This window comes from Cystobacter fuscus (assembly GCF_044360685.1).
Classification (GTDB): domain Bacteria; phylum Myxococcota; class Myxococcia; order Myxococcales; family Myxococcaceae; genus Cystobacter; species Cystobacter fuscus_C.
Genome location: NZ_CP043491.1, coordinates 5,020,639 through 5,033,622, shown reverse-complemented (window position 1 = coordinate 5,033,622; position 12,984 = coordinate 5,020,639). Strand labels below are relative to the sequence as shown.

Annotated in this window: 9 protein-coding genes; 7 read left to right on the top strand and 2 right to left on the bottom strand. The window is 68.7% G+C overall.

Annotation, left to right across the window (positions count from 1 at the left end; genetic code table 11):
• The first annotated feature begins 271 nt into the window (after positions 1–271).
• From F0U63_RS20770 to F0U63_RS20745, 6 genes are all read left to right on the top strand, one after another.
• Positions 272–1,333 carry a hypothetical protein gene (locus F0U63_RS20770; protein WP_395847647.1) on the top strand — a complete coding sequence of 354 codons (1,062 nt, stop codon included), beginning with the start codon at positions 272–274 and terminating at the stop codon, positions 1,331–1,333.
• Between the two features lie 24 nt (positions 1,334–1,357).
• Positions 1,358–4,177, top strand: coding sequence for a carboxypeptidase regulatory-like domain-containing protein (locus F0U63_RS20765; RefSeq protein WP_395847646.1), 2,820 nt, complete (start codon positions 1,358–1,360; stop codon positions 4,175–4,177).
• Between the two features lie 113 nt (positions 4,178–4,290).
• On the top strand, positions 4,291–5,355 hold the full coding sequence (locus tag F0U63_RS20760) for a radical SAM protein (RefSeq protein WP_395847645.1): 1,065 nt from the start codon (positions 4,291–4,293) through the stop codon (positions 5,353–5,355).
• Entirely contained in the window at positions 5,352–5,849 is a 498-nt protein-coding gene (locus F0U63_RS20755; RefSeq protein WP_395847644.1) for a hypothetical protein, read from the top strand. Before F0U63_RS20760 ends, F0U63_RS20755 begins: the two co-directional genes overlap by 4 nt.
• 36 nt (positions 5,850–5,885) lie before the next feature.
• On the top strand, positions 5,886–6,785 hold the full coding sequence (locus F0U63_RS20750; protein ID WP_002627103.1) for a 1,4-dihydroxy-2-naphthoyl-CoA synthase: 900 nt from the start codon (positions 5,886–5,888) through the stop codon (positions 6,783–6,785).
• 20 nt (positions 6,786–6,805) lie between these two features.
• Entirely contained in the window at positions 6,806–8,713 is a 1,908-nt protein-coding gene (locus tag F0U63_RS20745) for a hypothetical protein (RefSeq protein ID WP_395847643.1), read from the top strand.
• Between the two features lie 4 nt (positions 8,714–8,717).
• Here the strand turns inward: F0U63_RS20745 and asnS are convergent, their stop codons facing one another.
• Entirely contained in the window at positions 8,718–10,118 is a 1,401-nt protein-coding gene (asnS, locus tag F0U63_RS20740) for an asparagine--tRNA ligase (RefSeq protein WP_395847642.1), read from the bottom strand.
• Between the two features lie 189 nt (positions 10,119–10,307).
• On the opposite strand from asnS, the gene F0U63_RS20735 reads away from it, so the two are divergent.
• Positions 10,308–11,837 (top strand): amino acid permease, encoded by a 1,530-nt coding sequence (locus F0U63_RS20735; RefSeq protein ID WP_395847641.1) that lies wholly within the window; start codon positions 10,308–10,310, stop codon positions 11,835–11,837.
• Positions 11,838–11,849: 12 nt separating this feature from the next.
• Here the strand turns inward: F0U63_RS20735 and F0U63_RS20730 are convergent, their stop codons facing one another.
• Positions 11,850–12,962 carry a cyclic nucleotide-binding domain-containing protein gene (locus tag F0U63_RS20730; RefSeq protein WP_395847640.1) on the bottom strand — a complete coding sequence of 371 codons (1,113 nt, stop codon included), beginning with the start codon at positions 12,960–12,962 and terminating at the stop codon, positions 11,850–11,852.
• Positions 12,963–12,984: the final 22 nt, after the last annotated feature.

Below are 12,984 nucleotides of genomic sequence, written 5' to 3'. Positions count from 1 at the left end.
GGCGTCCAGGAACGGGACTTCCGGTCCGCAAGGAGTGCCGCTGGTTTTTGTCGGCCATCCATCTTTACAAGTGGGATAACGCTCCTGTATCAATCCAGTGTCGCACTCCCGTTTACTCGGGAGTGAAGTCCAAGGACCTCGCGGTCCACCGGATTACCGGAGGGGTGATCCGGAAAACCAAGCAACGCCAGTTGAGATAGCTCGCGAAGGGACGGAGCAGGGCCGTCGTGTGTGCGCGCTCACGCCGACCCTTCGTGACGGGAGGCTGTTGATGAGAGTGCAGCGGATGGTGGTCCCGCTCTCGCTCGCCCTGATGGGGCTGGGCGGTTGCAATCCCTACGATCGTTGGACGGGAGAAGAGGTCAACTCGGGCCCGGTGGATGCGCAGAACTTCCCGGCCGCTTATCTGGGCACGGGCGCCAACCGCCAGCGCGCGGGCTCCGGCAGATTCGTGGCCCTGAAAGCCAACGTGGCGGGGGCCACGACCGATTACTTCAGATTCCCGTTGTCCTCCGACCAGCTCGCGGCCCTCCGGGCAGCTCCGGCGGAGGATCCGCAGGAGGTCGCGCTGACGGCGGAGTCCTTGCCCACGCCCAGTGCCTACGTGTTCGACCGCTGTGATGTGCCCGAGGGATATTCTTTCGACCTCGTCCGTGACGGGATCAGGTACGACGAGCAGGGTGTGATCTTCAGCGCGCTGCCGCGCGCCGCGTACAACCCGGGCGCCACGCCCACGTGGTCGTATGTGCCCATCGTCGCGCGCGTGCCGGTGACGTCGAAGGGCGCGAAGTGCCAGGCCATCAAGAGCGAGACCACCGTGGCCGAGCACGAGGGCAAGGACGTGACGCTGGCGCTCTCCGATGCCGATCCCTCCACGGGCAAGCGGGTCGGTGAGCCCGACGGCACCTACCACGCCTTCGCCATCATCGAGCCGGGCGCGGCCGTGCGCGGCAGCAATGGGGCTCCGGCGAACGGCGTCGGCCTCCAGAAGTGGGGCTGGTACAACCAGTACCTCCTGGCCTACCTCGACGGCGGGCAGATCCCCACGACGGAGGACGGCAAGTTCGGGACGCAGAAGCTGTACTACCCCCGCTCCACGGTGGGCGGCAAGGCCGTGTCCCTCGGTGGGGGCTATGACGTGCTCACGGCCCGCCGTGGCCAGCCGGGCTACTCGCCGGTGTGCGAGGTCTGGACCTATGACACGGGAGGCGACAGTGCCGCGAACGCACTGCCCACGAGCGCCACGGACATCGAGAGTGACCCTGTCCTCAGCGCGTCCCTCCAGCGCCCGGCCGGTGGTGATCCCTACGTCTATTGCCTGCAGATCCAATAGCGCGAGCCCGGAAGACAAACGCCCATGAAATCCAGGAACATCAAGTGGTTGCATCTCGCGCTCGCGCTGTCCCTCGGCGGCTCTGGCGCGGCGTTCGGCGCGGAACTCAACGGCCGTATCGACGGCCGGCTGCGCGAGGCGGGAACCCAGGCCCCGCTGCCGGGTGCCAAGGTCACCCTCACCTCGCCCTCGCTCATCGGTGGCGCCAAGGAAATCGCCACCGCTCCGGACGGCTACTTCCTCGCCACGGACCTGCCGCCCGGTGAGTACACCGTCCGGTTCGAGCTCGAGGGCATCAAGCCCATCACGCGCAAGCTGGTGGTGCGCCAGGGCGAGACGAGCCCGTTGAACGTGACGTGGAACGTGGAGTCCGACGCCGAGGAGAACATCGTCGTCGAGTACGAGTCGCCCGGCACGCGTCCCGAGTCCACGCAGTCCGGCGCGGTGCTCTCCGCGACGGGCCAGTCCAAGATCGCCTCGGGCCGCAGCTACCAGAACGTGGCCCAGCAGGTGGCCGGTGTGAGCGGAGGCGCCAACCCGGACGTGCGCGGCGCCAACTCCATCATGAACCGCTACCTGGTGGACGGCATCGACATCACCGACCCGGTGACGAACACCTTCTCGGCCAACATCAACTTCGACTCCATCTCCTCCTTCGCCATCCTCACCGGCGGTATGGAGGCGCAGTACAACTCGATGGGCGGCGTCATCAACCTCATCTCGGCCCAGGGCTCGGATGAGTTCCACGCGGACGCCTCGCTGTACGCCAACCACTACCAGTTGTCGGCTCCGGGGCAGTTCGGCTCCAACCACTTCGAGGGCTCCAAGCCCTTCAACCTCACGGTCCGTCCGCCCACCCAGAGCTACCAGGGCAACATCAACTTCAGTGGCCCCATCCTCAAGGAGCGGCTCTGGTTCGCGTTGTCCTACCAGTACAGCAACAACCAGGCGTCCGTTCCCGCGGGCCCGCCGCTCAACCTCCAGGCGCCCAACCGGCAGGCCATCAGCAACCTGTTCCGCGGCAAGCTGACGTGGGCACCGGGCTCGCGCAGCCGCGTCAACCTGTCCTTCATGACGGACCCGGCCATCTTCCCGTTCGCCGACTTCAACAACGGGACCTACGCCAACGCCATCACGCCGATCGCCGCCCGCATGCAGCGGCAGGGCGGTTGGTCCAGCATCCTCAACTGGGAGTACTTCCCCACGGCGGAGACGACCTTCCGGGCCACGGTGGGCGCCCAGACGAACACCATCAGCTCCGGGCCCCAGGGCATCTACGGCGACCTCGACCTGGACGCCATCCGCAGGTCCTACAGAGATCCCACGATCACGTATGACCCCAATCGTCCGCAGCACAACAACGACGATGATGGCACGGTCTGGTACAACGACACCGATGACACCTCGGATGCGCGCTACACGCTGAGCGCGGACCTGTCCGTGTCCCAGAAGGGGACCCTGTTCGGTCAGCGCCATGAGGCGCAGGCGGGCTTCCAGGGCCGCATGATCCAGCGGCGCTACTCCTTCCGGATTCCCGGCGGACGCACCTACTACGACGCGGGCGGCGGAGAAGGCGAAGCCGGTCTGTGCAACGATCTCCAGACGGGCGTGGGCTGCAACACCTACGAGGAGACCGCTCCGTACAACACCATCGAGCGCGGCATGGGCTACGGCCTGTACGTGCAGGATCGCTGGAAGCCGGTGGATTGGGTCACCATCATGCCCGGTCTGCGCTTCGATCACGGCCACATCAAGGACGCTTCCGGCCGCGTCGCCGGGCAGCTCGTGGGCTTCGGCCCCCGCCTGGGCGCGGTGCTCGACCTGACGCGCGACTCGAAGACCATCTTCTCGGCCTTCTACGGTCGTTCCAACGAGACCCTGTCCCTGCTCGCCGCGGCCAACGCCAGCCCTGCCGCGGTCACCAACATCTACCAGTACGACCCGGACACCAAGACGTTCGAGTACAACTCCTCGCGCGGTGGCCCCGGCGCCACCGAGGTGGATGCCAAGAACCACACGCCGCCGCACTCGGATGAAATCCTGGTCAGCCTGCGCCGCCAGATCGCCAAGAACACCGGCTTGTCGGTGGAGTACACCTACAAGGTGATGTCCAACATCTGGGACGGCCTGGAGATCAACCGGCAGTGGGATCCGTCGGGCACGCGCGTCATCGGCTACAACAATGGCCAGCCGACGACCGTGACCCTCTACACCCGTCCGGACTCGAACTGGATCAAGTACCAGAGCGTGGACTTCATCCTGGACGGCCGTCCGACGCCGGAGTTGGAGTTCTACGCGGCCTACACGCTGTCCTTCCGCTACGGTCCGGGCAACGAGTCGATGGGTCAGCTGAACACGGGCATCGGGCAGTACAACAACCCGCGCCAGACGCAGTTCTACACGGGCTACGCCCTGGGTGACACGCGGCACCAGCTCAAGCTGCTGGGCTCGTACACCTGGAAGGGCCTGAGCATCGGACCGAGCTTCAGCTATGCCTCGGGTACGCCGCGGGCCCGCCGCTTCAACACGGCCAGCTCCTCCATCTCGGGCTACATCCTGCGCTCGCCCGTGGGCACCACGCCGACCACGGCCAATGATCGCACCCAGCTGGCCGAGCTGCGCCTGCCGGACACCATCACCGTCAACGCGCGTGTGAGCTATGACTTCTCGCAGCTCACCGGCCAGAAGTTCGCGCTCATCGTGGACGCGTTCAACGTGCTCAACCTCGGCGCCCCCACCGCCATCACGACGACGGACACCGTGGGCGCGGTGAACAACTTCGGCCTGGTCACCTCGCGTCAGCAGCCGCTGCGCGTGCAGCTCGGCCTGCGCTACCAGTACTAGTCGGCACACCGGGGCGCCGGAGCAGGACTCCGGCGGCCCGTCCGGTCGACAGACGCCCCCCTCCGAGAGCATCCGGAGGGGGGCGTGTCGCGTTATAGAGTCGGGCGCTCCCCATGCCCGTGCCCGCCGTGCTCCCGCCCTCCCTCGCCGCGCTGCCCGTGCACCACAAGGTGCCGCCCCCCGAGCAGCTCCGGGCGCATGCCCTCGAGGGCCGGCTGTGGCCGGTGGCGCTCCCGGTGACGTTCACCCCCTTCGCGTCGGCCCAGCCATGCTCGGCCCGCTGTGTCTTCTGCTCGGAGACGCTGCGGCCCCACGGTTCCGGGAGGCTGTCGGCCTCCCTGCGGCCGGGCGCTCGCTACCAGGAGGGGCTCGCCCGGGCGCTCGCCGCGCTCCAGGGCCTGCCCCTGGGCATCTCCCTGTCCGGGCTCGAGTCCACGGACGCGCCGGAGTGGTTGCTGGGGGTGCTCGACGTGCTGGAGGCCCACGAGCGCCACCCCGCGGGGCACGTGGAGGAAAAGGTCCTCTATTCCAATGCGGCGGGGCTGTGCGCGGAGACGTCGGGCGGAGTGTTGCTGCCCCGGCTGGCGCGCTACGGCCTGACACGCGTGGAGATCTCCCGGCACCACCCCGAGGCCCCACGCAACGACGGCATCATGCGCTTCCGCCCGGGCCAGCCCGTGGCGCGGCAGGAGGTGTTCGAGGAGGCGGTGCGCGCGGCGCGCGGCCATGTGCCCGTGCGGCTCGTGTGCATCGTGCAGCGCACGGGCGTGGCCACGCCCGCGGACGTGGTGGACTACCTGCGCTGGGCGGTGGAGCGGCTGGGGGTGACGGACGTGGTGTTCCGCGAGTTCTCCCGGCTGCATGGGCTCTACCAGCCCAACACCACCTGGCGCACCATCGAGCGAGACCGGGTGCCCATCGAGTCCCTGCTCGAGCCGCTGCTGCCGGACGGGCCCGGCTCGGACTTCGAGCCGGTGGACGTCACGCGGGGCTACTACTACTGGAACGCGCGCCTGCGCTGGCGCGGCCAGTGCTCGGTGACGTTCGAGGCCTCGGACTACCAGGACATGAAGGCCCGGCACCACTCGGGCGTCATCCACAAGTTCGTCTTCCACGCCAATGGCAACCTCTGCGCGGACTGGGATCCGGAGCGCGAGGTGCTGCTGCGCACCGCATGAGCGCCCTGCCCTCCCAGCACCTCGCCTACCTGGAGCTCTTGCACCGGCTCCAGTCGCGCGGGGTGCGCTTCGCCCTCACCGGCTCCTTCGCGCTGCGTCTGCTCATGGACACGCTCGGGGGCGAGCCCGTGCCGGATTGCGATCTCCTCCTCGAGCCCTCCGCCGGCAACCTCCATCACTGGGCGGCACTCCTCGTGGAGGACGGCTGGGCGCTCACCGTGTGGAACGAGCCCGTGGGGGTGCCGCTCGAGCTCGAGACCCTCCGTGGCAAGTACTATGTCCGGGCGAGGAAGGGCCCCCTGGTGCTCGATGGCACCTACGAACACGACACCCTGGAGACGAGCACCCTGGTGTCCGGGGCGCGACTGAGCCACGGCCTGCCGGTGATGGACCTGGACACCCTGCTCGCGCTCAAGCGGGAGCGAGGCACGCCGAGGGATCTCGAGCAGGTGGCACAGGTGGAACACTGGCGGCGCGAGCACCGGGGGCGGTAGGGTCCGCCGCGCCCACTGGCCAGGAGAGACACGCCCATGACCGTTTCCGCCCTCTTCAACCCCGCGCGTTGGCGCGAGGTCGACGGCTTCAAGTTCGAGGACATCACCTACCACCGCGCCGTGGATCAGGGCACGGTGCGCATCGCCTTCAACCGCCCCGAGGTCCGCAATGCCTTCCGGCCCAAGACGGTGGACGAGCTGTACACGGCGCTCGAGCACGCGCGCACGAGCACCGACGTGGGCTGCGTGCTGATCACGGGCAATGGCCCCTCGCCCAAGGACGGCGGCTGGGCGTTCTGCTCGGGCGGAGATCAGCGCATCCGCGGCAAGGACGGCTACAAGTACGAGGGAGATCAGGCCGGCAAGCCGGATCCGGGCCGGCTCGGCCGGCTGCACATCCTCGAGGTGCAGCGGCTCATCCGCTTCATGCCCAAGGTGGTCATCGCCGTGGTGCCCGGCTGGGCGGTGGGCGGCGGACACAGCCTGCACGTGGTGTGTGACTTGACGCTCGCCAGCCGCGAGCACGCCATCTTCAAGCAGACGGACCCGGACGTGGCGAGCTTCGACAGCGGCTACGGCTCGGCGCTGCTCGCGCGGCAGGTGGGCCAGAAGAAGGCGCGGGAGATCTTCTTCCTCGGGCTCAACTACACGGCGGATCAGGCCGCCGCCATGGGCATGGTGAACGCGTCGGTGCCCCACGCCCAACTGGAGGAGGTCGCCCTGGAGTGGGCGGCTCTCATCAACTCCAAGAGCCCCACGGCGATGCGCATGCTCAAGTATGGCTTCAACCTGCCGGACGACGGGCTCGTGGGTCAGCAGCTCTTCGCGGGCGAGGCCACGCGGCTCGCCTACGGCACCGAGGAGGCCCAGGAGGGCCGCGATGCCTTCCTGGAGAAGCGTGACCAGGACTACAAGCGCTTTCCCTGGCATTACTGACGACTGGCGTGGGGGCCCTCGTGGGATGGCTCGTCTGGATGGTCGAAACGGCGATGTGCCTGGGCGCGGCCTTCTGGGTGGCGGCGGCGCTCTACCCGGATCGCGGTGTCCTCCACCGGCTCATCGCCACCCTGCTCGTGGCTCCCGCGCTGCTCCTCGTGCCCATGCAGGCGCTGGGGCTCGTGGGAGCGCTGCGGCCTGTATGGCTCGGAGCGCTGGCGCCCGTGGGGTTCGTGCTCGCGGCGGCCATGGCCTCACGGCACCTGGGGAGTGAGCGAGCGTGGGCCCTCGCCCGCTCGGACCTGGGCGCCCCCTTGCGGCTGCTGCGCGAGGCCGTGCGCGAGCGCGAGCCCGCCGTGCTCACCACAGGGGTCGCCCTGGGGGTGCTGCTCTTCGCGGGGCTGCTGGTGTGGCTCTACAGATCCTGGATGTGGGATCCCGTCTGGTACCACGTGCCCATCACCGCGTACGCCATCCAGATGGGCTCGTTGGACTGGATCGACACCTCGGTGCCCTGGACGCAGAGCCACCCGAAGAACATCGAGCTGTTGGCGGCGTGGAACTGCATCTTCCCCCTGGACAACCGGCTGGATGACAGCTCGCAACTGCCCTTCGCGGTGCTGGGCGCGGCGGTGACGGCGGCGTGGGCGCGGGAGGTGGGCGCGCGGCCGGCCTTCGCGGCGGGAGTGGGCGCGGCGTGGATGCTCCTGCCGCCCATGTTCCTGCAGATGTGGAGCACGCACGTGGACCTGGCGTGCGGCGCCTTCCTGAGCGCGGCGGTGTTCTTCCTGCGCGAGCGGCCCACGCCCCGGGATCGGTGGATGAGCCTGCTGGCGCTCGGGCTGTACGCGGGCACGAAGATGACGGGGGCCTTCCACCTGCTGCTGCTCGGGCCGTGGGTGGCCGTCCGGGGCGGGCTGGAGCTGTGGCACGCCCGGGGCGAGCGGTGGCGGCGCGCTGGGGACCTGGTGCTCTCGGTGCTCGCGCTGATGGCGGTGGGCTCGTTCAAGTACTTCCAGAACCTGTGGAAGACGGGCAACCCGCTGTGGGCCTTCAAGGTAAAGCTGCCCCTGCTGGGCACCGAGCTGCCCGGCCTGTTCGATCCCGCCGTCTTCTACGGCTCGCGTCCGGGAGAGAGCCCGCTCTTCTTCGGCTCGCCGGGGGCGCTCATGCAGCTCTTGCGCAGCTGGTACGTGGAACAGCCCGTGTACTGGCCGGACGTGCGCACGGGTGGCTTCGGTCCGCTGTTCTCCTGGCTGCTCGTGCCGTGTCTCGTGTGGCTCGCCGTCGAGCTGCTCCGCCCGAGGCACTGGAAGACACACCTGCCCATCCTGGTGCTCGGGCTGGCGTCGCTGATGGTGCAGTCGGCCTGGTGGCCGAGGTTCGTGATGGGCGTGGCCACCGCGGGGCTGGTGGCGCTGGGCTTGCTCCAGGGGCGGCTGCGGCACATGGGGCCCCGGCTGGGCCTGTCGCTCGTCTTCCTCGCGCTCACCGCCGTCACCTTCTGGCGGGGCGCGAGTGTCCAGGTGCTCCAGCGCGACTACTTCCTCTTCCCGAGGCACTTCGGCGTCCTGCTGCGCTCGAGTCCGGAGCAGCGCGCCACGCGGCAGGTGATGGACTGGCTGTGGCCCACCGAGTGGAGTGAGCGCAAGGAGCGTGAGCTGCAGGCGGGCGACGTGGTGGTGTATGACCAGTCGGTGGTGTTCCTCGGGGAGTTCTTCGCCCGGGACTACCGCACCCGCGTGGAGTACGTGCCGAGCAACGAGGGCGTGGCCCGCTACCTCGCGCGCATCGACGCGCTGAAGCCCCGCTGGGTGGGGGTGGAGGGCGGCTCCGTGGCGGAGTACGCCCTGAAGGCGGAGCGCGGCGCGCAGTACCTCTTCCGCGCACCGCGCTCGGGCATCGTGCTCTACCGCATGCCGCGCTGAAGGCTCAGAACTGCGCCCAGCCCGGCACGCGCGGGTAGGGAATGGCGTCGCGGATGTTCTGCAGGCCGCAGATGTAGACGATGAGCCGCTCGAACCCGAGCCCGAAGCCCGCGTGCGGCACCGAGCCGTAGCGCCGCAGATCGCGGAACCACTGGTAGCCCTCGGGGTGCAGGCCGAACTTCTTCATGCGCTCGTCGAGCCGGTCCAGACGCTCCTCGCGCTGGCTGCCGCCGATGATCTCGCCGATGCCCGGGGCCAGCACGTCCATGGCCGCCACGGTCTTCCCGTCATCGTTCATGCGCATGTAGAAGGCCTTGATCTGCTCCGGGTAGTTCATCACCACCACGGGCCGGCCCACGTGCTCCTCGGCGAGGTAGCGCTCGTGCTCGGTCTGCAAGTCCTTGCCCCACTCGGGCGCGTACTCGAACTTCTTCTTGGCCTTCTTGAGGATCTCAATCGCATCCGTGTAGTCGATGCGCTCGAAGCTCGACTGGATGAACTTCTCCAGGCGCTCGGTGACGCCCTTCTGCTGGCGCTCCTCGAAGAACTTCATGTCCGGGGCGCACTCGGTGAGCACCGCCTGGAAGACATACTTGAGGAAGCGCTCGGCCAGGTTCGCGTCGTCGTTGAGGTCCGCGAAGGCGATCTCCGGCTCGATCATCCAGAACTCGGCCAGGTGCCGGGTGGTGTTGGAGTTCTCCGCGCGGAACGTGGGGCCGAACGTGTACACCTTGGACAGCGCCAGGCAGTACGCCTCCACGTTGAGCTGGCCGGAGACGGTGAGGTAGGCCTCCTTGCCGAAGAAGTCCTTGCTCCAGTCGATCTTCCCCGTGTCCGTGCGCGGCGGGTTCACCGCGTCGAGCGTGGACACGCGGAACATCTGTCCGGCGCCCTCGGCATCACTCGCGGTGATGATGGGGGTGTTCACCCAGAAGAAGCCCTCCTCGTGGAAGAAGCGGTGGATGGCCTGGGCCGCGGTGTGGCGCACGCGGGTGATGGCGCCGAACGTGTTGGTGCGCGGACGCAGGTGGGCCACTTCCCGGAGGAACTCCAGCGAGTGCTGCTTGGGCTGGATGGGATAGGTGTCCGGATCGTCCACGAAGCCGAGCACCCGTACCTCGTCGGCCTGCACCTCGAACGACTGGCCCTTGCCCTGGCTCTTCACGAGCGTGCCGCGGCAGACGACGGAGCAGCCCGCGGTGAGCCGCAGCACGTCCGCCTCGTAATTGGACAGCGTGTTGGGCGCCACCACCTGGATGGGATCGAAGGTGGAGCCGTCGCTCACGTTGACGAAGCTGATGCCCGCCTTCGAGTCCCGGCGGGTACGCACCCAGCCCCGCACCTCGACCTTCGTGTCCGGCGCCACCGAGCCATCCAGCGCCTTCTTCACACTGACCACCTGCATGACGGTCTTCCTTCCTCTTGAAACCCTGTCCCTCGACAGAACGCGGAGTTAGCCGTCCGCTGGCCCGAGGACAAGCCCCATGAACGGGCCCCGCCGGGGAACGAACGCCTGCCGGGGCCCGGACGCGTCCCCTCCCCCCACCGCGCGGCGAGACCCGGCGGGGGGGATCGTGCTAATCGCCCCCCACCCATGCGTTCTCTCTTCCAGCGCAAGCAGATCGCCGACCCCACCGAGGCGCCCTCCGGAGGCCTCAGGCGCGTGCTCGGCACGGGCGATCTCGTCATGCTCTCCATCGGGGCGGTCATTGGCGCGGGCATCTTCTCCACGCTCGGCACCGCGGCGGCGGGCGAGGTCATGCCGGATGGAGAGGTCATCCGCTATGGCGCCGGACCCGCGCTCACCGTCTCCTTCCTGCTGCTCGGCGTGGTGTGTGCCCTCGCGGCGCTCTGCTACGCGGAGCTCGCGTCGATGATCCCCCAGGCCGGCAGCGCGTATGCCTACTCCTACGCGACGCTGGGGGAGATCATCGCGTGGATCATCGGGTGGGATCTGATCCTCGAGTACGCGGTGGGCAACGTGGCGGTGGCGATCGCCTGGGCGGGCTACTTCAACTCGCTCATCTCCCCCTGGGTGCAGATTCCCGGCTGGCTGACGCACGGCTACTACAACGTGCACGCGAGCTCCGATCCCGCCATCCGGGCCCTGTTGGACACCGCACCCCGGGTATTCGACATCCCGGTGCTGGTGAACCTGCCCGCCTTCCTCATCATCATGGTCATCACCTGGCTGCTGGTCATCGGGGTGCAGGAGAGCACCCGGGTCAACAACGCCATGGTGGCGGTGAAGCTGGTGGTGCTCGCCATCTTCGTGGGCGTGGGCGCGATGCACATCAACCCAGCCAACTACACGCCCTTCGCGCCCAATGGCTTCACCGGCATCCACCAGGCGGCGGCCATCGTCTTCTTCGCCTACATCGGCTTCGACGCCATCTCCACGGCGGCCGAGGAGACGAAGAATCCCCAGCACACCATGCCCCGCGGCATCCTCCTGGGCCTGGGCGTGTGCACGATCATCTACGTCATCGTCGGCGCCGTGGCCACGGGCCTCATCCCCTACCAGCAGCTCCGGGCAGCGGATCCCCTGGCCCATGCCTTCGAGGTGGCGGGCCTGACGAAGTTCAGCTGGATCATCGCCCTGGGCGCCGTGGTGTCCATGTCCGCGGTGATCCTCGTCTTCCAGTACGGCCAGCCGCGCATCTTCTACGCCATGGCGCGCGACGGGCTGCTGCCCCCGTGGGCCGCCCGGGTTCACCCCAAGTACCGCACCCCCCACATCACCACGATCATCACGGGCGTGCTGGTGGCGCTCGGCGCGCTGGTGGCCGATGACGCCGCCACCTATGACCTGACGAACATCGGCACCCTGTCCGCCTTCCTGCTGGTGTGCCTGGGCGTGCCCGTGCTGCGCCTGAAGGATCCCTCGCGGCACCGGCCCTTCAAGGTGCCCTTCGTGTGGCCGGTGTCGCTCGGAGGCGCCGCCGCCTGCCTCTTCGTGATGAAGGGCCTGCCCGTGCACGCCTGGGAGCGCTTCGGCATCTGGCTGGCCATCGGGCTCGTCATCTACTTCATCTATGGTTACCGCCACTCCACGCTCCGCCATGGCCGGGGGCCCGTGGAACTGGACGCCCAGGGCACGGCGAAGCCGCCGGACGCGGCGTAGCGGCCGGGCTCCTCAGGAGCGCCGCACGGGCGAGGCCGACAGCGGATCCCACAAGAAGCTGGCGGTGTGCAGCAGGCGCTCCGTGCCCAGGCGCGAGAGCGCATCGCGCACCTCGGGCTGCTCGAGCAGGTGCTGCTCGCAGACGGCATGATCCAGCCGCAGCAGCATGCAGGGCGTGTTCGCGCGCACGGTGGCGGTGGCGGCGAAGCCGAGCAGCAGGGCGATCTCCCCGAACATGTCCCCCTCCTCCAGCGTGCGCAGCACCTGCTCGCCGTGCTCCGGGTGTTGGTGCATCACCTGGCACTGGCCCTGGAGCAGCAGGTACAGCGAGTCCACGGGCTGCCCCTGCTGCAACAGAATCGAGCCCGCGGGCATGGCCCGGAGCTGGAACTCGTGGGACAGGGCCTCCAGCTGCGCGCTCGACAGCAGCCGGAAGAGGGAGTTGGCACGCAGCACGTTGTCGAGCAGGCGCTCGCGCTGGTAGCCGCGCAGCACCTCCTCCACGGACGGGTGGCGCTGGGCGATCCGCTCCAGACGCTCGCGCTTGAGCTCCAGCACCGCCGTGCGCTCGAAGGCCCTGACGCTCGCGACGCGCGGCACGTGGGACAAGAGCGACATCTCCCCGAAGAAGTCCCCCTCGCCCAGCAGGGCCACGGTGCGCCGCCGGCCCGACTTCAGGGTGCGCAACACCTCCACGCTCCCCTCCACGATGGCGAACAACGAGTCTCCCGGAGTGCCCTCCTCCACGACGAGCTCCCCGGCATGGAAGTCCCTCAGCTCCAGGGACTCGAGCACCGTCTGGAACTCCCACCGGCCGAGCCGGGCCAGCAGCGAGGCGGAGGCGGGCTTGCGCTCGGAAGCGCCCACGGGCAGATCCCGCTCCAGGTTGGAGGGCATCGGCACGGCGGGACCCGCGGGGGCGGCGAAGGGATCCAGGCGCCGGGCATCGAGTTCCGACAGCAGCCGGCGCGTCGGCGAGTGATCCGGTTCGAGCCGGAGGATGATCTTGCACAGGGCGATGGCGCGCAGCAGCCAGCCCTGCTGGACCCAGCGCCGTGCCAGCACGGCATAGTCCGAGAGGGCCTCATCCGGCCCAAAGGACGGCGGGTCGAGTGGTTCGGACATGGGTTTCTCCTCGGACGACGGT

Bases quoted from the DNA above. Each gene is read 5' to 3' on its own strand.
- F0U63_RS20770 (WP_395847647.1), top strand. From the start codon at position 272: ATGAGAGTGCAGCGGATGGTGGTCCCGCTCTCGCTCGCCCTGATGGGG.
- asnS (WP_395847642.1), bottom strand. From the start codon at position 10,118: ATGCAGGTGGTCAGTGTGAAGAAGGCGCTGGATGGCTCGGTGGCGCCG.
- F0U63_RS20755 (WP_395847644.1), top strand. From the start codon at position 5,352: ATGAGCGCCCTGCCCTCCCAGCACCTCGCCTACCTGGAGCTCTTGCAC.
- F0U63_RS20765 (WP_395847646.1), top strand. From the start codon at position 1,358: ATGAAATCCAGGAACATCAAGTGGTTGCATCTCGCGCTCGCGCTGTCC.
- F0U63_RS20750 (WP_002627103.1), top strand. From the start codon at position 5,886: ATGACCGTTTCCGCCCTCTTCAACCCCGCGCGTTGGCGCGAGGTCGAC.
- F0U63_RS20735 (WP_395847641.1), top strand. From the start codon at position 10,308: ATGCGTTCTCTCTTCCAGCGCAAGCAGATCGCCGACCCCACCGAGGCG.
- F0U63_RS20760 (WP_395847645.1), top strand. From the start codon at position 4,291: ATGCCCGTGCCCGCCGTGCTCCCGCCCTCCCTCGCCGCGCTGCCCGTG.
- F0U63_RS20730 (WP_395847640.1), bottom strand. From the start codon at position 12,962: ATGTCCGAACCACTCGACCCGCCGTCCTTTGGGCCGGATGAGGCCCTC.